This is a genomic window from Aeromonas sp. 61P (genome assembly GCF_051919545.1).
Taxonomy (GTDB): Bacteria; Pseudomonadota; Gammaproteobacteria; order Enterobacterales; family Aeromonadaceae; genus Aeromonas; species Aeromonas veronii.
This window is the reverse complement of record NZ_JBQBEL010000001.1, coordinates 4,645,233-4,667,537: the sequence shown is the minus strand read 5'-3', so window position 1 is coordinate 4,667,537 and position 22,305 is coordinate 4,645,233. Positions and strand designations below refer to the sequence as shown.

Below are 22,305 nucleotides of genomic sequence, written 5' to 3'. Positions count from 1 at the left end.
AAATGGTGGTGAATTTTTTCGGCCGGTGAGTATAAAGAAAAAACCTTAATGGCAACTGACTCAATATTGCCAATTATCCTAACCCACTCATTTCATTCGGCGAATCGTTAATTAATTGTGCGAGATTAAGAAGAGTTCACTCGGTTGTGCTGGTATTCTGTACCGCGAATATCGGGGGAAAACAATAAGATGAAACAGATTAAATCCTGGGCGCAATATTATGTCGATCTGATGACCAAGCTGGGACTGGTGCGCTTCAGTATGTTCCTGGCGGCGGGCATTATCGTGCTGGCGGTCGCCATCCAGATGGGGGTGACCCTGTTCCTGCGCGGCAATATCGATGTGATCGACTTCGTTCGCTCGGTGTTTTTTGGCCTGCTGGTGACCCCCTGGGCGGTCTATTTTCTCTCCATCGTGGTGGATCAGCTGGAGGATTCCCGTCAGCGACTGAGCCGGATGGTGCGCAAGCTGCAAGATATGCGCGAGCGGGATCTGGAGCTCAATACCCAGCTGCAGGAGAACATCAGCCGCCTCAACGCCCAGATTGCCGAGACCAACCGGGCCGAGAGCCTGCGTCTGCAGGCCATCGAGGATCTCGAGAACGAGGTGTTCCAGCGGGAGAAAGCCCAGCTCCATCTGGGGGAGCGCACCGCGCTGCTGCGCTCCTTTATCGACTGCTCCCCGGATCTGGTCTACTACCGCAACGAGGATGAGCAGTTCTCCGGCTGCAACCGCGCCATGGAAGAGCTGACCGGCAAGGTGGAGGCCGAGCTGATCGGTCTGACCCCGTTCGATGTCTACAAGCAGGAGATCGCCAACAAGGTGGTGGAGACCGACAAGCAGGTCTTTGCCAGCAACGAGCCGCTCACCTACGAGCAGTGGCTGGAGTATCCCGATGGCCGCAAGGCTTACTTCGAGCTACGCAAGGTGCCCTTCTTCGACCGCTTCGGCAAGCGACTCGGCCTGCTCGGTTTTGGCCGCGACATCACCGAGCGCAAGCAGTATCAGGACAAGCTGGAGAAGGCGAGTCGCGACAAGACCACCTTTATCTCCACCATCAGCCACGAGTTGCGCACCCCGCTCAACGGCATTGTGGGCTTAAGCCGGATGCTGATGGATACCCCCCTCGATCCCAAACAGCATCAGCAGCTCAAGACCATTCACCTGAGTGCGGTGACCCTTGGCAATATCTTCAACGACATCATCGACTTGGACAAACTGGATCGCCGTCGCCTCGAAATTGCGCCAACCCGTATCGACCTGCCTGCCTTCCTCGACGAGCTGGAGACCCTGTCGCGCATTCAGGCGGAGCAGAAGGGGCTCTATCTCCATTTCGATCGCGATGGCGACATGCCGCAATTTGTGATGGCTGACGGTACCCGCCTGCGTCAGGTGCTGTGGAATCTGGTGGGCAACGCGGTCAAGTTTACCGATGAGGGGGGCGTCACCGTGCGTTGCCTATCCCATCCCGCCGACGAGCCGGGCAAGCTGGCCCTGCACTTCGAGGTGGAGGATACCGGTATCGGTATCCCGCGCGCTCAGCAGGAGAAGATCTTCGCCATGTACTATCAGGTGCAGGGCAAGAAGCACGCCACCGGCACCGGCATTGGGTTGGCGGTCTCCCGTCAGCTGGTGCAGGCGATGGGCGGCCAGCTCTATGTGGACAGCGATCCGGGCGAAGGCTCCTGCTTTACCGCCGAGCTGGAGGTAGCATGCGCCGAGCCAGTGTTGCCAGAGCAGGAGGAGGAGATGCCCTCCCTCGATATCCTGCTGGTGGAGGATGTGGAGCTTAACGTGACGGTGGCCTGCGCCCTGCTGGGCAAGCTGGGTCATCAGGTGCAGGTGGCACGGGACGGCACCCATGCGTTGGCGATGGCCAACCCAGATGATTTCGACCTCATTTTGCTCGATATCCAGCTGCCGGACATGACCGGCTTTGATGTGGCGAAAACCCTGCTGGAGCGTTATGGCGACAGCCTGCCACCCATGGTGGCGCTCACCGCCAACTCTACCGGCGATCGCCAGTACTACCGGGATCACGGCATGCAGGATGTGATCAACAAGCCGCTTGGCTCCAAAGCGGTGCGGGAGGTGATTGGTCACCTGTTTGCCGATCTGGCCGAGGATGAAGCGGACGAGCAGGCGGATGCGGGCAATCAGGATGTCCTGCTGGATATCCCCTTCCTCACCGATTACGCCGATACCGTGGGCAAGCCGGTGCTGCTCTCCAGCGTCGATCTGTTCGAGAAGATGATGCCGGACTACATGGCAGTGCTCGACTCCAACATGATTGCCAAGGATCAAGCTGGGGTGGTGGAAGAGGCACACAAGATAAAAGGGGCGGCAGGCTCCATCGGCCTGCGCCGTCTGCAGCAGACGGCCCAGCTGATCCAGAGCCCGGATCATCCCGCCTGGTGGGAAAACGTGGAAGACTGGATTGAGACGCTGCGCCGGGAATATCCGGGCGATATCGCCCGTCTGCGGCGCTGGTTGCTGTCTTGATGCTGGAGGTTGTCTTGAGTCTGATGGAAGTTGCTGGCAAGGAGCTGCGAGATGTATAGCCGTTTGATTACCCCCGCGCGCATCCACCCCTGGGGGGACGAGGATCTGCTGGAGGCGACCGAGCAGGATCGCGCCCGTATCGTGCAGGCCGCGCCGGTGCGCCGGTTGCAGCAGAAGACCCAGGTCTTTCCGCTCGATGTGAAGGCCTCGGTGCGCAGTCGCCTCACCCACTCGCTGGAGGTGCAGGAGACCGGTCGCCAGATCAGCCGTCGTATTCTGGCCGCCTTGCCAGTCGGGATGGTCTGCGAAGGGGCTTTTATCAATCTGGTGGAGATGTCCTGCCTGCTTCATGACGTGGGCAACCCGCCATTTGGCCACTTTGGCGAGCAGGTGATGAGCCAGTGGCTCGGCGAGATGCTCGATCCCCTCTATCAGCAGGCGCTGGCGCAGCCACCTTCGGCCCAGTGGGCTGAATTGCGTCAGGATCTGCAACTGTTTGATGGCAACGCCCAGAGTCTGCGGCTGGTGCACAGCCTGCACGAGCTCAACCTGACGCTCGGACAACTGGCGGCGCTCTGCAAATACCCGCAGCAGCCGCAACCCGGGGTGAGCTATGGCCAGCATCATGGCTGGAGCAGCAAACGAGGCATCTTCTTTAGCGAGCAGCCGCTCTACAGTGCCCTCGGCCAGAGTCTGGGATTAGCCCCCGGCTGTCGCCATCCGCTGGTCTACATCATGGAGGCGGCCGATGATATCTCCTACTGCATCGCCGACCTGGAAGATGCGGTAGATCGGAGGATCCTGACTCAGGGTGAACTGCTGGCGGCACTGCGAGCTGCTGACCAGAGTGACTACATGGGCACCTTGCTGGATGAGGCGCTTGCCAGTGGTCGGGGCTTTTTCCCCCATTTTCGCCAGCTGTTGACCCGGGATCTGGTGGCGTTGGCGGCGCAGAGCTATGTCAGCGAACATCAGGCCATTTTGCAGGGCTCCTATCCGCAAGCGCTGTTGCATGGCCAGGCGCCGGCGGCGCGGGTGCTCGATATCCTCAAACGGGTGGCCCGCGAGCAGGTCTTTATGCGCCCCGAAGTCGAGGCTCTCGAACTGGAAGGGTATGCGGCGCTGCGCGGGGTGCTGACCAGTTATGCCTGCCTGTTGTCGCTGCCAGCGCCACAGTTTGCCCGCCTGCTGGCCGGGGAGGGGAGCCAGGCGCTGTTCTTTGCGCGCCGCCTCTATCACCGCCTCTCGGCCCGCCATCTCAAGGCCTATCGATTGGCGATCGCCACCCCGGATCCGCGTTTTGCCTGCCAGAACGAGCAGGAGTGGTATTACCGGGTGCGGTTGCTGCTCGATTATGTCAGCGGCATGACGGATACCTATGTACTGGAAGAGTACCGGCTACTCTCGGGGATCTGATGCCCCAAGCTCCCTGTCGGGCAGCATAAAATGCCGTAAAAACGTTTAAAAAGGAGTCGCAAGAGGCTTGTTTTAAATTCGGATATTTTTTAGACTTCTGCAACCTGTTCAACTTTTATCCGGTAAGGAGACGAAAATGCAACATCTGATGCTCAATATTGCATTCTCTCGCGGCACTGCGTGCGGCGTGAAATCTCGTGCTCTTTTACCGCGTGGCGTAAACAGGTAACCCCTGTCTTTTTATCACCCGCGGTTCGTCCCGCAGGGTGATATCCACTTTCTCCGGGAGAACCGCATGTTCAACTGGAGAATGTCATGTCTATCGAACTGGTTTTACTGCGCAGTGTTGAATCCCTGGTCCAGAGAAGAATTGCCCGGGTCGAGCGTCGTCTCGTGCAGGTCAATTTGTCACCCGCCCTGCTCAGGGATATCGGGCTGGAAGGATATCAGGGTCAAATCGCCCTCGTTCGCGAGCGGGAGTATCAAACCGGCTTCCGCCTCGGGAATCGAATAACCTGATCGCGAGGGGGAGAATAAGATCCCCCTCGCTAGTGAAATGGCAGGCTGCATGCCTGCCATTTTTCCATCTTATGGTTGATTCCAGGTTCACATGTTGGTGACTCAGTATTATCCTCTCCGCCCTCTTTGTAACAGCTGCGATTGTTTTCTCGCCTTGCGTCGTCAGGATCTGCAAGATTAGAGGTGGCAGCCCTATCTGTTTTACTCATCAGGACAAGACCTTATGCCGCTCTTTCGTCAGCTTTTTCTTCCTATTTTGCTGTTGTTTACGGGCATGTTGGCTGTTGCGGCTCCCCAACCGCAAGATGAGAGCACAAGTAACGAAATTACTGCACAAAAGGAGCTGCTGGTCGGGGTTCCCCGTGGCGGCTATCTCCCTTTCATCTATCAACTCCCCAACCAGCGTTATGCCGGTCCGCTCAAGGAGCTGGCCTCGCGCATTGCAGCCGAAATGGGCGTGTCATTGCGTTATATCCCCTACAACTCCTACGTGGATGCCCAGATTGCTCTCCAAGGCGGCCAGATTGATGCATTAATCGGGGTCGAACGTAATGCTCTTGAATTGAAGGGGATAAACCCTATTGGCAGTATCGGTTCTTATACTCGCTCCATTTTAATGCATACCCCGGATCAGCGATTGACCCTGGAGCAGGCGCGCAAGTTACGCTGGGTCTGTATTCGCGGGTTTGGCAGTTGCAATGAGTTGGATCGTTTGGGGATCTCTGATGTAACTGAGCTGGAGAGCCGTGACGAGGCGACCTATATGGTCAAGCTGGGCGCTGTCGATGCATATCTTGATTTGGAACCCATTGTTTCCCTCAAGATGGAGAGAATGCCTGCATCAATGGGGGTTGTCGCTCCTGGGTGGCTTTCTGGCAGCACGCTGACGATGGCGACCAGCTCCCGCCAGCCAGAGCTGAGCGAGAAGCTTTGGCAGGCATATCAACGGATACCCGTTGCAGACTCACGATTACGGTTGCATCAGAAAAATGAACGCGCCAACGCAGGTCTGTTGCTGGAACCAGATGAGGCTAGTTGGCTGAAGCAGAGAAACAAGGTCATCAAGTTCGCCGTTGCCCCCGGATTTGCCGGCATCAGCGAAATCGATGACGAAGGTGAATTGCATGGCTATACGGCAGACCTGATGAAGTTATTGAGTCTGCGCTCCGGGATCCGCTTTGAGCTGGTGTCGACAAATACCTGGCAGGAGTCACTTAAAATGCTGAAAGAGCATAAAGTGGACCTTATTCCCTTGATGACACCGCTCAAGGATCGTCAGTCCTTTGCCTCTTTTACCTCCTCCTATCTGAAGTTCGACAGCTATGTCGTAGCCAGACACGGTGCTCGCCCGCTGAAGTCGTTGGTCGAGCTGAAAGGGCGTCTGATTGGTGGTGTGACGGGCTCTTACGAAGCCTCTCTCATTCACGCGCTGGGCGCCGATATTATCGAAGTAGGCAAAGATGCCGATTTACTGACCTTGCTTGATACTGGGCGAGCCGAATATGTGCTGTTGACCATGACCAATCTGGGACAGCAGGCAATGAAGGGTTTCAATGATAAGTATCAGGTAGTGCTGAGCTCCCCCGAATTTTCCGTACCTATCAGTATGGCCGTCGATAATGCTCAGCCCGAGTTGCTCCGCATCATGGACAAGTTGCTGCTGACCATCACGGATGAGGAATGGCAACTGCTGGAACGACGCTGGCTCAATGTGTCGGTCAATATCGAGTCTGATTACACCCTGATTTACAAATGGTTGGCCATAGGGGGGGGCGCCTTGCTCGTCAGCGGTTTGCTGGTGATGTTCTGGGCTCGCAGTTTGCGTCGCCAGATTGCGCAGCGGAAAATCGCAGAGGACAAGCTGAACGAACAGTTGCTGTTTGTGCAGACCTTGCTCAACTCACTGCCAACCATGGTGGCGCTACGTGATAGCGAACAGCGGATCACCTTGTGCAATCAGGCCTATCGCGATGCTTTCCTCGGTGCTGGCAGTAGCAGTGAGGAGCTCCAAAACATGCCCGAGACACTCAGAAACAGTGTGTTGGAAGAAGAGCGCCGGGTGTGGCAGACCGGACAGGATCTGGAGGGGGCAGGGAGCAACCTGCGAGCTGATGGTACGCCCTGCCATGTTATCTATGCCAAACGTCCTTATCGCGATCCCGATGGCAATATGCTGGGGGTGTTGACAGTACTGACCGATGTCAGCCGGATCAAAGAGGCGGAGGAGCGCGCCCGTCAGGCTGAAAATCGCCTTACCCAGATTACCGACAGCATGCCTGGGGTGGTCTATCAGTATTTGTGGCAAGGACCCGGCAAGGGGCGGTTTTTGTATGCTTCTCAGGGGGCCAGCGAGATCCTCGGGGCTTCCCGGCAGGACCTGTTCAATGCCGAATCGGGTGGTGAGGTGTTCGGCTTTACCGAAGAGGCGCTGCAGGATTTTGTCAGCAAGGTGGCCAATCATGCCGAGACCCTGGCGCCCCTCGACCTGGAGGTCAAGGTGGAGCGACCTGATGGAGATCGCTATCTGCAAGTGCGTGGCAACTTTGTCAGACAGGAGCAGCAGGCACTGATCCTCAATGGGGTCATTCAGGACATTACGGCCCTCAAGCAACAGGAATACGAGCTGCGCGAAGCTCGCGCCTATGCCGAGCAGGCGATGCAGGCTCGCAGCCGCTTTTTGGCAACCATGAGCCATGAGCTGCGCACTCCCATTTCAGGCATGCATGGCATGCTCGAATTGCTGCAAATGAGCGAGCTCAACGACGACCAGCGTTTTATGGTGCGCAATGTGGTCACCTCGACCAACAACCTGCTCTATCTGGTCAATGACATCCTCGATTTTTCCAAGATAGAAGCGGGTCAGTTGCAGTTGAATTACCAGAGCAGCCGGTTGCAAACGGTGATCTGCGATGCCATTCGTGGCCATGCGGCACTGGCTCATAACAAGGGGCTCCACGTGGTGCTGGAGTGGGAGCATCATGTGCCGGATTGGGCCGACATCGATGGGGTGCGTATTGGTCAGGTCATCTCCAACCTGCTCAACAATGCGGTGAAGTTTACCGAACAAGGGGGGATTACGATTCGGGTCAGCTATCTGAGTGAGCAACTGACCATCAGTGTCAGTGACACCGGTATCGGGATTGCCGAAGAGAAGCAGTCGCTGCTGTTCACGCCTTTTGAGCAGGTGGAGTCAGATATCAACCGTCGTTTTGGTGGCACCGGCTTGGGGTTGGCAATCTGTGAGCAGCTGGTGTGCAAAATGGGGGGGGCACTGACACTGACCAGCAAGGCAGGAGAGGGCTCCAGCTTCCGCTTTACCGTGCCGCTAACCAATCCGCAGTGGGATTCCCCTGCTTTGGCTGATACAGAATGGTGGTTTTTCAGCGATGACACCAACCTCGAAGCGGCCATGGTACGGCAGGGGGCCAAGCTCAGGTACTTGGGGGCCAATGAGCTCAGTCGCTCACTGGAAGGGTTGCTGTTGGCCGATCAACGGTGGCTTGAGCAAGCGCTGGGGGGGGAATGGCAAAGCTGGCTGCAACACTCTGCGCTGAAGGGGATCATAGCGTCACCCGATGAGGCGTTACGGGGTCGGATTGGTGAACAGAAATGGTGGCGCCTGGGTCTATCTCCTCTCTATCCGGATCTTCTGCTGGAGAGCTGCCACGAATTGCTACAGGAGTGGGTCACACCGCACCTCCCTGCGCTTGCAGATAAGCTGGGTGGCAAAGTATTGGTGGCCGATGATCATCCGGTCAATCGTGCCTTGTTGGCACGGCAGTTAGCCATTCTTGGTATCGAGGCTCAGGTTGTGGAAGATGGCGAGAAGGCTCTGCGGGCTTGGCAGGGACAGCAATTCTCTCTGCTGCTGACTGATTGCCATATGCCGGTGATGGATGGTTATGCTCTGACCAAGGCGTTGCGGGCTGCGGGAGTGACGGCCCCCATCATTGGGGTAACGGCAGATACGTCGGAAGAGGCGAGTGCTCGTATGGTAGAGGCTGGCATGAGTGACATGTTACTGAAGCCCTACCCGCTGGATATCTTGCGCCAGATGCTGGCCCATTGGCTGGCTGAGAGGACGCCAACCAGAAACGCGGTTGCGCCCGTTGTTGGGGTTACAGGCATTCAGGCTGAGCGCTGGTTGGCGCTCTTTGGTAACGAGCTGACCGCGCGAGCCATGGCGGTGGAGTATCTCGATTCCAACCGGCAGGATGGCGAGGCCATGATGGCAGCACTGATTTGTCATGATGCCAGCGCCTTGGTAGAGACCGCCCACCGGATCAAGGGGGCTGCCCGAATGGTCGGGTTGGAGGAGCTTGCCAGCCAGGCTGCCATGCTGGAATCGGCAGCGCGATTGAAGAGGCTCGACGAGCTCGACGAGCTGGTCAGCACTGTGCAGAGGTTGATGACGGCGATTGCCCACGACATTGGATTATGGCTCGATGAAAAAAGCACAACATGAGTTGGTCATCATGGTCGTGGAAGACCATGGATTTCAGCGCAAGGCGCTGCTGCACCAGATCCGCAGCCTGGGTTACCAGAATCTGCTGGAAGCGGTTGATGGTGTCGAGGCATTGGCGCTTAGCCAGCAACACAACGTCGATATCCTGTTTTGTGATCTGCGAATGCCCGGAATGGATGGCATGGCGCTGTTGCGCCGCCTGTCGCTGGGTGGTTTTCAGGGCGGCATTATCCTCTCCAGCGCGCTTGAGGGGGATGTGGTCGAAGCCGTATTGCGTATGAGTACCGCTTATGGCTTGCAGGTGCTTGGTCGCATAGAGAAACCCTCAACGCCGCAGCAGCTCCAGCGGCTTATCCAGGCTTGGTCACCCCGGCAGGAACCCGTCAGGGAGGAAGAGGGGCACAGAATAGGACTCGATGAGTTGCGTCGGGCGATCGAGCAAGATCAACTGCTGCCCTGGTATCAGCCCAAGGTGAGTTTTGCATCCGGCGAGTGGGTCGGGATGGAGGCGTTGGCCCGCTGGCAACACCCCGAGTTTGGCCTGATCCCTCCCGGGCGTTTTATTTCACTGGCGGAGAGCAACGGGCTTATCGATCCGTTGACCGAGGTGATCATCAGCAAATCTCTGAGTGATGGTCATTTATGGGAGGAAACTGGGTTGTCACTCAATCTGTCGATGAACCTCTTCACCACCTCACTCATTGAAGGGGACCTCTGCAACTTATTGATTGATCAGTGCAAGCGCTGGAGTATCAATCCTGAGCTCATCACCCTCGAGGTGACCGAGAGCGCATTCGTGCAGGATCTGGGCAAGTCTCTGGAGGTGCTGACCCGGCTAAGGATGCATGGTTTTGGCCTCTCCATCGATGATTTTGGTACCGGCTACTCCTCGATGCAGCAGCTGGCACTGTTGCCGTTCACCGAACTCAAGCTGGATCGCTCTTTCGTCGATCGCTGCCATGCCGATCCGTCACGTTTGGCTATCATCGAGTCCAGTATCGAGTTGGCCCGCAAGCTGGGGCTGAAGTCGGTGGCGGAAGGGGTAGAGGATGAGGCGACCTGGCGAGTGCTGGCCCAACTCGGTTGCGACCTCTGTCAGGGATTTTTCTCTGCCCGCCCGATGCCGCGCAGTGAATTGGCTAATTGGCACCGGACTTGGCAAGATAGATTGCCTACACTGATATCTATCTGATTCTGTTGGCTGGATCCCTCCGTTTGAACAAGGATGTTCATGAAAATCTCAAGCAAGTTGCTGCTCAGCTTCGGTTTTATCAACCTGCTGATCCTGCTCTCCTCCACGCTGGTCTATTACCGGCTGACCCAGATCCATCAGGCCCAACACACCCTGCTGGAGCAGGCGCTGCCCGCCCTGCAGCGGGATGAAACGAGCCAGAAGGCGCTGGTTGCCACCGTTTCCGCCTTGCGTGGCTATCTTATCCTCGGCAAGGATCCGGCTCAGGCTTCCCGCCTCAAGCAGGAGTGGGAGTCGGCCTGGCAGGCCATTGCCCATCAGGCCTTCAGTCCGGCGCTCGCCAAGTCTCTCGAGACCTTCAAAAGCCATCAGGAGAAGGTGTGGACCATCGCCCAGAGTGAAGAGAATCTGCCCGCTCACACCCTGATGCTGCAGGAGGCGGGGCCGCTGGCGGAGGCTGCGCTCGATCAGCTGCAATCCTTTGCCAATGAAGAAGTTGGCACTCCGCAGGATCAACTCTCCGGCGATCGCCGCATGCTGCTCAAACAGGTGGGGGATGCCTACAACAGCCTCGCCAACGCCCTCTCAGCCCTGCGGGATTTTCTTATCTCAGGCGACCCCGAATACCGCAGCAAGTATCAGGATTACTACCAGTTTCATCAGCAGCGTGTGGCTGAGGTTAAACAGCAAGCCGCGCTCTTTACCGACACCCAGCAGAGCCTCTGGCAGCTGTTTGAAGAGATGGCGACCCCTTTCTCCGAGCTGGTGGGACAGGTGATCGAGAAGCGCCAGGCACCGGATTGGGATCAGGCAAACTACCTGATGGCCACCGACATCGAGCCGATGCAGTCCAGCCTCAGCGAGCAGCTAGTCCAGCAGGTGGGGAAAACCCGTGCCGAGGTGGATCAGATTTCGGCGCAGATGACCGGAGCCGGGAGGGCTATCAACCAGACACTGCTGTTGGCTACCGGCAGCGCCATCGTGCTTGGCATGGTGGTCGCCTGGTTCTTTAGTCGCCGTCTGACCCGTGACATTGCCTGTCTGGTGACCCGGGCGGGGCAGGTTGCGGATGGTCGGCTGGCGGCCGAGCCCTTGCCAATCACAGGGCAGGATGAGTTGGGAGAATTGACCGGCTCCATCAACCGGATGTCTGCCCAGTTACATCATCTGGTCGGGGAGTTGCAGGGCGCAGTGGGGCAGGTCGAGGTGGCCTGTCTCGATGTGGGCAGCACCACCAGAGCCATAGTGGCGGATCTGACGGAGCAGGATCAGCGGGTCGATGCGGTGGCGGCGGCTATCGATCAGATGTCAGTGAGTGCTCGTGATGTGGCTGGCAACATTGCCGGTGTGGCGGATGGTGCCCATCAGGTGCGGCAGCAGACCCGTCAGGGAGAGGCCGCGCTGGCACGAATGAGCGATACCATGCAGCAGATTGCCGCCATGATTGGACAGGCCAACGAAGCCATGGGGCTGTTGGAGCATCAGAGTGAACAGGTGGGGCAGATCACCGAGGTGATCGCCACTATAGCCGAGCAGACCAATCTGCTGGCACTCAATGCGGCGATAGAAGCGGCGCGGGCAGGCGAGCAGGGGCGTGGTTTTGCGGTGGTGGCCGATGAGGTTCGCCAGCTGGCAACCCGCACCCATCAATCCACCGCCGAGATCAGCCAGACTATTGCGGCCATCTCCCAGCAGACTCGCCAGACGGTGAGTACCGTCAGCAGCGGCACCCGGTTGGTGGAGCAAGGGCGGGATGCAGTTGGATTGGTGACCGATACCCTGAGTGCCATGAACCAGCTGGTGCAGTCGCTGTCGGGCCAGCTGGAGGCCATTTCGGTGGCAACCGAGCAGCAGTCGCGGGTGGCCGCCGAGGTATCCGGGACGGTCGACGACATTGCCGCGCTCAGTCGGCAATCCTGTCAGCGTAGTCAGCAGGGGGAGGAGATCGTAGCCAGACTGGCTGGCGATACCGGCAAGCTGCAGGCGGTCATCGCCCGCTTTGATCTTGATGCGTGAGATGGCGGGATTATCCCGCCATTGCTATTGCCATTCACCGGGCCGTCTGGCCCGTGGGTTTAGTCCAGACGCCTGAAGGTGTGGTTGTCGAAGCTGCTGGTGGTCTCCCGGTTGAGCAGGCTGACCAGCAAAATCGCCCGTTTCTCTCCATCCGGCTCTATATAGATGGCTTCGAAGCCGGCAAACGGCCCCTCTTCAATCAGCACCTTGTCGCCCGAGCAGGGCAGGTTAGCGTAGCTGGCTCTCGCCTCATCGCTGTCATCGCGACTCATCAGCTGATAGACCAGCTTGCTGCTGATGGGGGTCCATTCACTGCCAAAGTGGATGATCCGGCTGATGCCGCGGGTCGATTTCAGGGTGACCGGTGTCACCTCTTCCAAATCAACGAAGATAAACAGATAGTTGGGGAACATGGGTTCCCGTACCGGAACTCGCTTGCCCCGGCGCAGCTTCTCGATCTCCACCATGGGGTAATAGGATTCGATACCCTGGGCATCGAGGTGGGCGCGGGCGCGGGCCTCTTCTTTTGGCTTGCAGTAGGCCAGATACCATTTTTTCATGTTATGAGTATGTTCGTGTTGCCGTGCTCGCGGATATGATAGCGGCGCCAATAAAAAAGGCCACGCATTGCGTGGCCTTTTTTGCCGAGTGAGCAATTACCAACCTTTTACCAGGCCGCCTTTGAACAGCTCGAGACCTTTCTTGTAGACATCATCGGTCTGGAAAGCTTGTACGAACTGTTTGACCTTCTCGTCATCCTTGTTGTTGTCGCGGGCGACGATCAGGTTGACGTAGGGGGACTCTTTGTCCTCAACAAACAGGCCGTTCTCGGTCGGGGTCAGACCAATCTGACCGGCGAAGGTGTTGTTGATGATAGCCAGATCCACATCTTCCAGCGAGCGCGGCAGTTGGGCTGCTTCCAGTTCCACAATCTTGAAGTTGCGCGGGTTGCTGGCGATATCCAGCACGGTTGCTTCCAGACCGGCACCATCCTTCAGGGTGAGCAGACCCTGCTTGGCCAGCAGGATCAGGGAACGACCCAGGTTGGTCGGATCGTTCGGTACCGCGATCTGGGCGCCATCTTGCAGCTCGCTCAGCGCCTTGATCTTCTTGGAGTAACCGGCGATCGGGTAGACGAAGGTGTTGCCAACCGGAACCAGCTTGAAGCCGCGATCACGCACTTGTGCATCCAGATAGGGTTTGTGCTGGAAAGCGTTGACGTCGATGCTGCCATCGTTCAGCGCCACGTTCGGGGTGACATAGTCGGAGAAGTTGACCACCTCGACGGTCAGACCGTATTTCTCTTTGGCGACCTTGGCAGCCACTTCAACCAGTTCGGTCTCGGGGCCGGCAATAGCGCCCACTTTCAGAACCTTGCTCTCTTCTTTTTGACCGCAACCGGCCAGAACCAGACCAGCCAGCAGGGCAGCCGCAACGGATTTGATGCCAAATTTCATAAAACCTCCTGTCAGAAATCGACGATTAACGATGATCACATTTGTTGACCAGGCGCTCACCCGCGCTCTGGATAAGTTGAACCAGTACTACCAGGATAACCACGGTCACCAGCATGACGGTCGGGTCAAAGCGCTGATAACCATAACGAATACCCACATCCCCCAGACCACCGCCACCGATGGCCCCGGCCATGGCCGAGTAGTTCACCAGCGTGACGAGGGTAATGGTGACGCTGTTGAGGATGCCGGGCAGAGCCTCGGGCAGCAGCACCTTGGTGATGATTTGCAGCGGTTTGGCGCCCATCGCCTTGGCCGCTTCCAGCAGGCCGTCCGGCACTTCCATCAGGGCCCCTTCCACCAGACGGGCAATGAAAGGGATGCAACCGACAGTCAGCGGCACGATGGCAGCGATGGTGCCGATACTGGTGCCGACAATCAGTCGGGTCAGCGGAATGATGGCGACCAGCAGGATGATAAAGGGCACCGAGCGACCCACGTTGACCACCATGCCCAGAGTACGGTTGAGCAAGGGGTTGGCCAGGATCTGGCCCGCCTTGGTCACATGCAGTGCCACGCCGAGTGGCAGGCCAAGCAGGCAGCCGAACAGGGCGGAGGCAAACACCATGATCAGGGTGTCGCCCAGGGCCGTGATGAGCAGATTAATCATGGCTTCGGACATAACCCATTACCTCCAGCTGAATGTGGTTGTCGATAAGGAACTGCTGGGTCGCCTCGCACTGGGCCTCATCCCCGAACAGCTCGGCCAGCAGGAAACCGAATTTGACGCCACCGGCGTACTCGATGTCCGCGCTCAGAATGCTGATGTCGATATTGAAACGGCGACTTGCCTCGGAGATCAGCGGCGTATCGACCGTGCTGCCGGTAAAGCCAAGCTTCACCAGCGGATAGCTGCCCGGCACCCGCTCACTGCTCATCCGATCCTGATACTCCTGCGGTACCTCCAGATGGATGGTGGAGTGGATGAAGTCACGGGCCAGCTGGGTTTTGGCGTTGCTGAAGAACCAGGCCACTTCGCCCTGCTCGATCAGACGGCCGTCGCTGATGATGGCCACTTCGTCACAGATCCCCTTCACCACGTCCATCTCGTGGGTGATGAGCAGGATGGTGAGCCCCAGCTTGACGTTGATCTCCTTGAGCAGGGTCAGGATCGAGCGGGTGGTCTGCGGGTCGAGAGCAGAGGTGGCCTCGTCACAGAGCAGTACCTTGGGGGCCGGTGCCAGTGCGCGAGCAATGGCGACGCGCTGTTTCTGACCGCCGGAAAGCTCGGACGGATAGGCCTGGGCACGGGCTTCCAGCCCGACCAGTGCCAGCAGCTCGGCAACCCGTTGCTGGATCTTCTCTTTGCTCCAGCCCGCCAGCTCCAGCGGAAAGGCGATGTTGGCGGAGACGGTGCGGGAGGCAAGCAGGTTGAAGTGCTGGAAAATCATCCCGATCTGGCGGCGAGCCTGGGTCAGATCCCGTTCGCTCAGGGCGACCAGATCCTGGCCATCAACGATGACTTGACCCTCTGTCGGGCGCTCCAGCAGGTTGACACAACGAATGAGGGTACTCTTGCCGGCACCGGAGGCACCGATCACCCCGAAAATTTTGCCTTGGGGTACATGCAGACTCACATCACGCAGGGCGTGCACGGCATCACTGCCTGTACCGTAGACTTTGTTGAGACCGATCAACTTAATCATGGATTCTTCCGTGCTAACAGCCTTAAAGCACAGGGCGCTACAGGCGGGGAAATTGGGCAGAGGTTCCACTGGGTTACTCTGTCATCATGGAGGATGATGCTAAGATGTCTGGATGGCCATGTCAACGCATGTTTTTACGTCTAGACGTCTAAAAAAGTGATAAGAATTTCTGTCAGGCGGATAACGATCAGAATGGTATTGTTGCTCTTCCAGATCCTGTTTCGTCCTTGCAGTACATAACCGAATTAAAGATGGTTTATATCGGGTAAAGGCTGGTTTTATTAGTGTGTCAGCTCGTTTCTGTTCACATCTGCTGTCGAGCTTAATGCTCCACCATCGTTACACAAATTGCTGCACAAATCGTTCCCTATTCGTGACCGGACCACCTGATCGCCACTTTGTCGGCGTCAACCTTGATGCAGCGCAAGGGGGGCTCGGATAGGGATTGGGTCGGTGGCGCCGGTTTTTTATACTGATGATGTTGACAAGCATGGAGGGCAGTGCGATGGGATTCCAACAGATCAAAGAGTTGCTGCACTATCTTGAGCAGGTTCATCACCAGCTCGGACTCTGTTACGGGCGTTTGACCAGTCAGGTGGACAGCGAACGCAGCCGGATGTTGCTGGTCTATCTGCAAGGGCGTGAGGATGCGGCCAGTGCCCATCTACACGAATATGCTGCTCAACTGGGAGAGGCGGTCAGGGAGACCTGGCTGAACCAGAGTTTCAGCGAGGATATGCTGCCTGCCATTACCCGCTTCGAGCTGCCGGCATCAGTCCAGACTCAGGATATCGTCACTCAGGTATGCCGCTGGGAAGAGCAGCTGGTGGGCGAGCTGAGTCATCTGGCCCGGGAGTGCCCGACACCGGCCACCACCGCCTTGCTCGAGAATCTGGCCAGGCTGGAGCAGACCCGCCTGACCCGACTGGTGCACGGAGTGCACCGACTCGACGACATGTAACGGGTGATAAGCACCAAACACGCAAGATGACCGCAAAACAAAAGGGCCCAGCAGCAGTGCCGGGCCCTTTCCATTGGTATCTGCTGACTTGCAGTGAGCGTCGGTCAGCCCTGCTGCTCGGCCGCGTAGAGAGCGGCCCCGATAATGCCCGCCTGATTGAGGCTGGCCGCCGGAATAAGCGGCGCCCGGGTCTCGATGCGATCGACAAACTTATCCAGCTTGGCTGCGCTGCCGCCCCCCAGAATGAAGAGGTCGGGGGAGAAGAGAAACTCGAGGCGTGCCAGATACTTGTTGAAACGCTTGCCCCAGCGGTTCCAGGATAGATCCTCCCGTTTGCGCGCCGCATCGGAGCAGTAGTGCTCGGCGACCATTCCTTCCAGCATCAGATGGCCCAGCTCGGTGTTGGGCAGCAGATGGCCGTTGACGAAGATGGCGGTGCCGATGCCGGTGCCGACCGTGATGAGGATGATGACCCCCTTGCGATCCTTGCCAGCGCCAAAGCGCATCTCGGCCAGACCGGCGGCATCGGCATCATTCAGCACATAGCAGGGCTTGCCGGTGACATCGGCAAACAGATGCTCGGCATCGGTTTCGATCCAGCTCTTGTCGATATTGGCAGCACTCTTGGCAATCCCGTTGTGGATGGTGGCGGGAAAGCCGCAGCCCACCGGTCCTTTCCAGTCGAAGTGTTCGACCAGCGCCTTGAGGGTATGGGCGATGGCGGCCGGGGTGGCCGGTTGCGGTGTGGCAATGCGATGGCGCTCGCCAATCAATTCGCCGGTTTTGGTATCGACCAGACAGCCCTTGATCCCTGAGCCTCCAATATCCACTCCCAACATATGCATCTGTGTTGTCCTTGTTGTGTGCCGACCAGTTTGCAGTGACCACGCTGTTATGGGCACTGCAGGTCGGCAGAGCATGAAAAAAGTGCTGCAATCCGGCAAGTGGCAGATCATTTATGCGTGATCCGACAGACCTTTTTCGATGCAGCGGATCAGCAAACGGGTCTTCTTGTTCTCTTCATCCTGACGCCGAGCAAGGGTGGCCAGCGCCCATTCGATATGTTCGGCCACCATGAGATCGGCGGTGGTCAGCCCCAGTTGCAGGGCCGCGATCACCTCGGGGGTTGCCGGGCCATTGCCAAGGGCGACCGCCAGATTGCGGCGCCAGCGTTGATAGCCGATGCGGCGGATCGGGCTTCCCTCGGTCTGTTTGAGGAAATCGCTCTCGCTCCAGCACCACAGCGCCAGCAGGGGCGGGCGGTGCAGGCTGGGGCGCGGGCTAAAATCGGGTTCCGGGCTGGCATCGGCATAGCGATTCCAGGGGCAGATAAGCTGGCAGTCGTCGCAGCCGTAGATGCGGTTGCCCATCAGGGGGCGAAACTCTTCCGGAATAGGGCCGTCATTCTCGATGGTGAGATAGGAGATGCAGCGGCGGCCATCTACTACATAGGGGGCGACAATGGCGCCGGTCGGGCAGATGTTGATGCAGGCGACACTTGCCGCACTGCTCCTTCTCCACTGGCTGGTCGAGCGGCAGCGGCAGGTTGAGCAACAGCTCACCGAGAAAGAAGAAGGAGCCAGCCGATTCGTTGAGCAGCAGTGAGTGTTTGCCAACCCAGCCGAGGCCCGCCTTGGCCGCCAGTGGCCGCTCGAGGATGGGGGCGGAGTCAACGAAGGGGCGCCACTCACCCAAGGTCTCTTCAGTGCCTTGAAACAGCTCGGCGCAGCGCGCTTCGATGCGATCACCCAGCTGTTTGAGCCGGTTGCGCAGCACTTTGTGGTAGTCGCGACCGAGGGCATAGCGGCTTATATAGCCCAGAGTCGGATCGCGCAGGGTGGCAGCAAAGCCCGCTTCGAACGGCAGGTAGTTCATCCGCACCGACAACACCCGCACCGTGCCCGGCAGCAGCTCGTGGGGGCGCGCGCGCATCATGCCGTGGCGCGCCATGTAATCCATGCTGCCGTGATAGCCCGCATCCAGCCAGGCCTGCAATCTCGGCTCTTCGATACGCAGGTCGGTGTCGGTGATGCCCGCCTGGTCAAAACCTAGCTCCCGTGCCCAGAGCTTGATATCGTGAGCCAGCTGGTGGAAGTCAGGTGCGCTCATGCGGCTTGGCCTGGCCGGTGTTTGCTGGCGTGGGTCGATTGATAAGAGGCGGGAGCCGTCATGGTAGAGATCATCAGGGGCGCGTTGGGCACAAAAGAGGGGAGCAGTTTACCACAGGGGTTGTGGCAGACTGAACAGATCCGCGCACTGGAGCGCAACTGGGCCGCGCGAGAGGGGCAACCTCTCTATGCCCTGATGGAGCGAGCCGGTGCCGCGCTGCGCACCTATGCCACCCTGCATTGGCCCGACAGTCGCTGCTGGTGGATTTTCGTCGGCCCCGGTAATAACGGCGGTGATGGCTATGTGCTGGCCCGCCTTGCCCGCCAGATTGGCATCGAGGTGGTGGTGATTGCCGCCAGAGCACCCGACCAGCTGAAGGGGGATGCCAGACGGGCCGCCGATGAGTGGCTGGCGGCCGGTGGCCGGGTCTGGCTGGCCGAGCAGTTTGATGGGGACCAGCACTCCACCCCGGATCTGGTGGTCGATGCCCTGCTTGGCACCGGCGTCAACACCTCCCTCTCGCCACTACTGACAAAGATCGTCGCAACAATCAATGGCTTGGCTGTGCCCGTGCTGGCGGTGGATCTCCCCTCCGGCCTCAACGGCGATACCGGCCGTGCCATGGGGTCCGTGGTGCAGGCCACTCGCACCCTCACCTTTATCGGTATCAAGCAGGGGATGCTCACCGGCGACGGGGTGGATTGTGTCGGCCAGCTAGACTGTGATCCCCTTGGTGTGACGCCTGATGACGCTATGCTGCCCGCCGCCTGGCGTATCGATTATCCACTGCTCAGCACGCTGCTGACCCCGCGCCCGCGCGCTTCCCACAAGGGCTCTTATGGCAAGGTACTGCTGGTGGGGGGCAATCGCGGCATGCAGGGGGCCATCGTGCTGGCGGCCCGCGCCTGCCTGCGGGCGGGGGCCGGGCTGGTGCGGGTGTGTCAGCATCCGGATCATCCACCGGTCAGCCTCTATCAACCCGAACTGATGAGTCTCACTACCGCTGATGACGAGGGGTGGGCGTCGGTGCGGGTCATTGGCCCCGGGCTCGGTCAGGATGAGTGGGGAAGAGCACAAATCACCCGTTATCTCACCGAACGGCTGCCACTGGTTTTGGACGCCGATGGATTGAATTGGCTGGCGCAATCTCCCCGCCATCAGGATAATTGGGTGCTCACGCCCCATCCCGGCGAAGCAGCGCGCCTGCTGGGATGCTCCATTGCCGAGATTGAAACCGACCGGTTTGCCGCTGTGCAGGCACTGCAGCGGCGTTATGGCGGTGTGGTGTTGTTAAAAGGGGCGGGAACACTTATTTATGACGGCGAGCGGGTCGCTCTCTGTTGTGAAGGCAACCCAGGCATGGCAAGTGGCGGCATGGGCGATCTGTTATCTGGTATAATCGCCGCCCTTTTGGCCCAGGGCTGGTCTGCCACCATGGCAAGCTGGCTGGGCGCCGTGATCCACGGCGAGGCTGCAGATCAGGCCGCCGCCGACGGCGAGCGGGGCATGCTGGCGTCAGATCTGCTGCCGCTGATCCGCAAACTGGTTAATCCCGACACCATTACAAGTTAAAAAGAAGAACATGGCAAAACAGTTGATGATGACACTGCCGGACGAGGCAGCAACCGTGGCACTGGGTGGCCGTCTGGCACAGGCCTGCCAGCAGGCGACCACAGTGTTTTTGCATGGCACGCTTGGCGCCGGTAAAACCACCCTAACCCGCGGCTGGGTGCAGGGCCTTGGCCATCAGGGCAAGGTAAAAAGCCCGACTTACACCCTGGTTGAACCCTATGAGCTCGATGGCTGGCAGGTCTACCATTTTGATCTCTATCGCCTGGCTGATCCGGAAGAGCTGGAATTCATGGGCATTCGGGACTATTTTGCCGCCAACACTCTCTGTCTGGTGGAGTGGTCCGAGAAGGGCGAGGGCTGGTTACCGGCTCCCGACCTGGAAATTACCCTCACCTATGTAGGCGAGCAGCGCGAGGTTCTGATAGAGGCTCGCACTGCTATTGGCGAAGCCATTCTGGAACGGTTGTCATCTACGTGCGCTTGATCCTTGTTATTGCTCTCTCTTTGATGGCGTTACCCTCTTGGGCGAATCAGCTCAAGAGCGTACGAATCTGGCCATCACCGGATAACACCCGGGTGGTGCTCGACATGAGCAGCGCCCCCAATTACAACTACTTCACCCTCACCGGCCCGGATCGGCTGGTAATCGATCTGAAAGGGGCGAGCAACGCCGCCAATCTGGCCCGGATCGAGAACAACAGCGAACTGGTGCGCAAGATCCGCCAGAGCACTCCGCTGGAGAAGGGCGGTCTGCGGCTGGTGATGGATCTCAGCTCCGCCATCAAGCCGGTGGTCTTTCCGCTGGCGCCAGCCGGGCCCTATGGCCACCGTCTGGTCATCGACCTTCCTTATGAAGAGAAGCGCTCGGCTGCTGCGGTGCAGTCCACGCCTGTCGGTGGCAAGGGCAAGGGGGTGGTGATTGCCATCGACCCGGGCCACGGCGGGGAAGACCCGGGATCCATCGGCCCGCGTCGTACCTACGAGAAGCGGGTCACGCTGGCGGTCTCCCAGAAGCTGGCTGCACTGATCGACCGCGAGCCGGGGATGCGCGCCGTGATGACCCGTCGTGGCGACTACTTCGTCGATCTCAACAAGCGCTCCGAGATCGCCCGCAAGGCCAAGGCGGATCTGCTGGTCTCTATCCATGCAGACAGTTTTCATAACTCGACCCCGCGCGGTGCCTCGGTCTGGGTCTTGTCGACCAACCGTGCCAACCGCGAGATGGGTAGCTGGCTGGAGAAGCAAGAGAAGCAGGGCGAGCTGCTGGGCGGTGTCGGCAAGGTGTTGGCAGAATCCGATCCCAACCCCTATCTGGCGCAGACCTTCCTCGACCTCTCCATGGACAAGTCCCGTGCCGAAGGGTATGACGTCAGCCGCCAGATCCTGCGCTCCATGGGCAAGGTCGCCCGACTGCACAAGAAGGCGCCGGAACACGCCAGTCTGGCGGTGCTGAAGGCGCCGGATATTCCCTCGGTGCTGGTGGAGACCGGTTTTATCTCCAACCATGCGGAGGAGAAGCTGCTGGCTACCGCCAGCTATCAGGACCAGCTGGCCCGCGCCATCTTCGAGGGGATCCGCAACTACTACCGCGCCCACCCGACCAAGGGGGCCATGCTTACCGGCAAGGGGCAGGTGAGCCAACCTGCCGCTACTCGCCCTGCACCGGTAGCCCGGCAGCCGGTGAGCCAGCCCAGGCAGGCACAGTCGCAGCCGGTAGTGACCAACAAGATGCCCGCTACTGCCCGCGACGGCGGTGCTGGGAGCGGCTCTGGCGCCGGGGTGATCAAGCCTTACTCGGCGGCAGCGCAGGAGAGCGGTGCACCGGTCAGCAGTGTGGGGGACTATGACAAATCGCGGATGCTACGCCATGTGGTCAAACGGGGTGAGAGCCTCTCTCGCCTTGCCGAGAAGCATGGAGTGAGTCAGTCCACTTTGGTGGAGATCAACCAGCTGCGCAGCCGGGATATTCAGATTGGTCAGACCATCTATATTCCCCAGCAAGGGCAGAGCCGCGCTGCTGCTCCCGTTCGCAGTGACGACAAGTCGCAGATGATCCGCCATGTGGTCAAGCGGGGGGAGAGTCTCTCCCGCCTTGCCGAGAAACATGGGGTGAGTCAGGCACGGCTGGTAGAGATCAACAAGCTCAAGTCGCGGAATATTCAGGTAGGGCAGGTGCTCTACATTCCGCAAAACTGACGCGCGGGAGCGGGTGATGCCGCTCCCGCTGTTAGCGAATACCATCAGCAAGATTGAAATTCAGGAGTCAGCGATGCCGATCCGTATATTCCCCCCGATTCTGGCCAACCAGATTCCGGTTGGTGGAGAGGTGGTGGAGCGGCCCTCCTGGAGCCTTAAGAGACTGACCATCCGCAAGATAGAAATTCAGGAGTAAA

16 protein-coding genes and 1 pseudogene are annotated in these 22,305 nt (G+C 58.8%); 11 read left to right on the top strand and 6 right to left on the bottom strand.

Annotated elements, in window-relative coordinates; all coding sequences use genetic code 11:
• The first annotated feature begins 189 nt into the window (after positions 1-189).
• The 6 genes from arcB (at position 190) to ACTG2O_RS21575 (ending at position 12,110) form a co-directional block, all read left to right on the top strand.
• The gene (gene arcB, locus ACTG2O_RS21600) at positions 190-2,502 is read left to right on the top strand and encodes an aerobic respiration two-component sensor histidine kinase ArcB (RefSeq protein WP_439976623.1); all 2,313 of its coding nucleotides are present in this window, start codon (positions 190-192) and stop codon (positions 2,500-2,502) included.
• A gap of 51 nt (positions 2,503-2,553) precedes the next feature.
• Positions 2,554-3,918: a dGTPase gene (gene dgt, locus ACTG2O_RS21595; RefSeq protein ID WP_429187986.1), complete on the top strand. Its 1,365-nt coding sequence runs from the start codon at positions 2,554-2,556 to the stop codon at positions 3,916-3,918.
• 315 nt (positions 3,919-4,233) lie between these two features.
• Positions 4,234-4,437: a hypothetical protein gene (locus tag ACTG2O_RS21590; protein WP_005349248.1), complete on the top strand. Its 204-nt coding sequence runs from the start codon at positions 4,234-4,236 to the stop codon at positions 4,435-4,437.
• Between the two features lie 223 nt (positions 4,438-4,660).
• On the top strand, positions 4,661-8,902 hold the full coding sequence (locus ACTG2O_RS21585; RefSeq protein WP_439976622.1) for an ATP-binding protein: 4,242 nt from the start codon (positions 4,661-4,663) through the stop codon (positions 8,900-8,902).
• On the top strand, positions 8,883-10,094 hold the full coding sequence (locus ACTG2O_RS21580; RefSeq protein ID WP_439976621.1) for an EAL domain-containing response regulator: 1,212 nt from the start codon (positions 8,883-8,885) through the stop codon (positions 10,092-10,094). Before ACTG2O_RS21585 ends, ACTG2O_RS21580 begins: the two co-directional genes overlap by 20 nt.
• Before the next feature lie 39 nt (positions 10,095-10,133).
• Positions 10,134-12,110 carry a HAMP domain-containing methyl-accepting chemotaxis protein gene (locus ACTG2O_RS21575; protein WP_236284822.1) on the top strand — a complete coding sequence of 659 codons (1,977 nt, stop codon included), beginning with the start codon at positions 10,134-10,136 and terminating at the stop codon, positions 12,108-12,110.
• Between the two features lie 59 nt (positions 12,111-12,169).
• Here the strand turns inward: ACTG2O_RS21575 and rfaH are convergent, their stop codons facing one another.
• From rfaH to metN, 4 genes are all read right to left on the bottom strand, one after another.
• A complete protein-coding gene (gene rfaH, locus ACTG2O_RS21570) occupies positions 12,170-12,670 on the bottom strand; it encodes a transcription/translation regulatory transformer protein RfaH (RefSeq protein WP_236284824.1) in 501 nt (166 codons plus the stop codon).
• 96 nt (positions 12,671-12,766) lie between these two features.
• On the bottom strand, positions 12,767-13,567 hold the full coding sequence (gene metQ / locus ACTG2O_RS21565; protein WP_439976620.1) for a methionine ABC transporter substrate-binding lipoprotein MetQ: 801 nt from the start codon (positions 13,565-13,567) through the stop codon (positions 12,767-12,769).
• Between the two features lie 25 nt (positions 13,568-13,592).
• Positions 13,593-14,246, bottom strand: coding sequence for a methionine ABC transporter permease (locus ACTG2O_RS21560; protein ID WP_005339070.1), 654 nt, complete (start codon positions 14,244-14,246; stop codon positions 13,593-13,595).
• Positions 14,227-15,270, bottom strand: a complete 1,044-nt coding sequence (gene metN / locus ACTG2O_RS21555) for a methionine ABC transporter ATP-binding protein MetN (protein WP_204419570.1) — start codon at positions 15,268-15,270, stop codon at positions 14,227-14,229. Before metN ends, ACTG2O_RS21560 begins: the two co-directional genes overlap by 20 nt.
• A 505-nt stretch (positions 15,271-15,775) precedes the next feature.
• Here metN and ACTG2O_RS21550 point away from each other — a divergent pair.
• Positions 15,776-16,231: a hypothetical protein gene (locus ACTG2O_RS21550; protein ID WP_439976619.1), complete on the top strand. Its 456-nt coding sequence runs from the start codon at positions 15,776-15,778 to the stop codon at positions 16,229-16,231.
• A 104-nt stretch (positions 16,232-16,335) separates the two neighbouring features.
• On the opposite strand, the gene ppgK is transcribed toward ACTG2O_RS21550, so the two are convergent.
• Positions 16,336-17,076, bottom strand: coding sequence for a polyphosphate--glucose phosphotransferase (gene ppgK, locus ACTG2O_RS21545; RefSeq protein ID WP_005349265.1), 741 nt, complete (start codon positions 17,074-17,076; stop codon positions 16,336-16,338).
• Positions 17,077-17,187: 111 nt separating this feature from the next.
• Positions 17,188-18,340 (bottom strand): annotated as a pseudogene (gene queG / locus ACTG2O_RS21540) (tRNA epoxyqueuosine(34) reductase QueG).
• Between the two features lie 60 nt (positions 18,341-18,400).
• On the opposite strand from queG, the gene ACTG2O_RS21535 reads away from it, so the two are divergent.
• The 4 genes from ACTG2O_RS21535 to ACTG2O_RS21520 are packed head-to-tail and all read left to right on the top strand — an operon-like array spanning position 18,401 to position 22,304.
• Positions 18,401-19,912, top strand: a complete 1,512-nt coding sequence (locus tag ACTG2O_RS21535; protein WP_439976618.1) for an NAD(P)H-hydrate dehydratase — start codon at positions 18,401-18,403, stop codon at positions 19,910-19,912.
• A 10-nt stretch (positions 19,913-19,922) separates the two neighbouring features.
• Complete coding sequence (gene tsaE, locus ACTG2O_RS21530) at positions 19,923-20,396, top strand: tRNA (adenosine(37)-N6)-threonylcarbamoyltransferase complex ATPase subunit type 1 TsaE (RefSeq protein WP_005339056.1); 474 nt, start codon at positions 19,923-19,925, stop codon at positions 20,394-20,396.
• A 23-nt stretch (positions 20,397-20,419) separates the two neighbouring features.
• Positions 20,420-22,108 carry an N-acetylmuramoyl-L-alanine amidase gene (locus ACTG2O_RS21525; protein ID WP_042080569.1) on the top strand — a complete coding sequence of 563 codons (1,689 nt, stop codon included), beginning with the start codon at positions 20,420-20,422 and terminating at the stop codon, positions 22,106-22,108.
• A 16-nt stretch (positions 22,109-22,124) separates the two neighbouring features.
• The gene (locus tag ACTG2O_RS21520) at positions 22,125-22,304 is read left to right on the top strand and encodes a hypothetical protein (RefSeq protein ID WP_005349275.1); all 180 of its coding nucleotides are present in this window, start codon (positions 22,125-22,127) and stop codon (positions 22,302-22,304) included.
• The last annotated feature ends 1 nt before the right edge of the window (position 22,305 follow it).

Excerpts from the sequence above, each read along its gene's own strand:
- arcB (WP_439976623.1), top strand. The coding sequence starts at position 190 with ATGAAACAGATTAAATCCTGGGCGCAATATTATGTCGATCTGATGACC.
- dgt (WP_429187986.1), top strand. The coding sequence starts at position 2,554 with ATGTATAGCCGTTTGATTACCCCCGCGCGCATCCACCCCTGGGGGGAC.
- ACTG2O_RS21590 (WP_005349248.1), top strand. The coding sequence starts at position 4,234 with ATGTCTATCGAACTGGTTTTACTGCGCAGTGTTGAATCCCTGGTCCAG.
- ACTG2O_RS21585 (WP_439976622.1), top strand. The coding sequence starts at position 4,661 with ATGCCGCTCTTTCGTCAGCTTTTTCTTCCTATTTTGCTGTTGTTTACG.
- ACTG2O_RS21580 (WP_439976621.1), top strand. The coding sequence starts at position 8,883 with ATGAAAAAAGCACAACATGAGTTGGTCATCATGGTCGTGGAAGACCAT.
- ACTG2O_RS21575 (WP_236284822.1), top strand. The coding sequence starts at position 10,134 with ATGAAAATCTCAAGCAAGTTGCTGCTCAGCTTCGGTTTTATCAACCTG.
- rfaH (WP_236284824.1), bottom strand. The coding sequence starts at position 12,670 with ATGAAAAAATGGTATCTGGCCTACTGCAAGCCAAAAGAAGAGGCCCGC.
- metQ (WP_439976620.1), bottom strand. The coding sequence starts at position 13,567 with ATGAAATTTGGCATCAAATCCGTTGCGGCTGCCCTGCTGGCTGGTCTG.
- ACTG2O_RS21560 (WP_005339070.1), bottom strand. The coding sequence starts at position 14,246 with ATGTCCGAAGCCATGATTAATCTGCTCATCACGGCCCTGGGCGACACC.
- metN (WP_204419570.1), bottom strand. The coding sequence starts at position 15,270 with ATGATTAAGTTGATCGGTCTCAACAAAGTCTACGGTACAGGCAGTGAT.
- ACTG2O_RS21550 (WP_439976619.1), top strand. The coding sequence starts at position 15,776 with ATGGGATTCCAACAGATCAAAGAGTTGCTGCACTATCTTGAGCAGGTT.
- ppgK (WP_005349265.1), bottom strand. The coding sequence starts at position 17,076 with ATGCATATGTTGGGAGTGGATATTGGAGGCTCAGGGATCAAGGGCTGT.
- ACTG2O_RS21535 (WP_439976618.1), top strand. The coding sequence starts at position 18,401 with ATGGTAGAGATCATCAGGGGCGCGTTGGGCACAAAAGAGGGGAGCAGT.
- tsaE (WP_005339056.1), top strand. The coding sequence starts at position 19,923 with ATGGCAAAACAGTTGATGATGACACTGCCGGACGAGGCAGCAACCGTG.
- ACTG2O_RS21525 (WP_042080569.1), top strand. The coding sequence starts at position 20,420 with ATGGCGTTACCCTCTTGGGCGAATCAGCTCAAGAGCGTACGAATCTGG.
- ACTG2O_RS21520 (WP_005349275.1), top strand. The coding sequence starts at position 22,125 with ATGCCGCTCCCGCTGTTAGCGAATACCATCAGCAAGATTGAAATTCAG.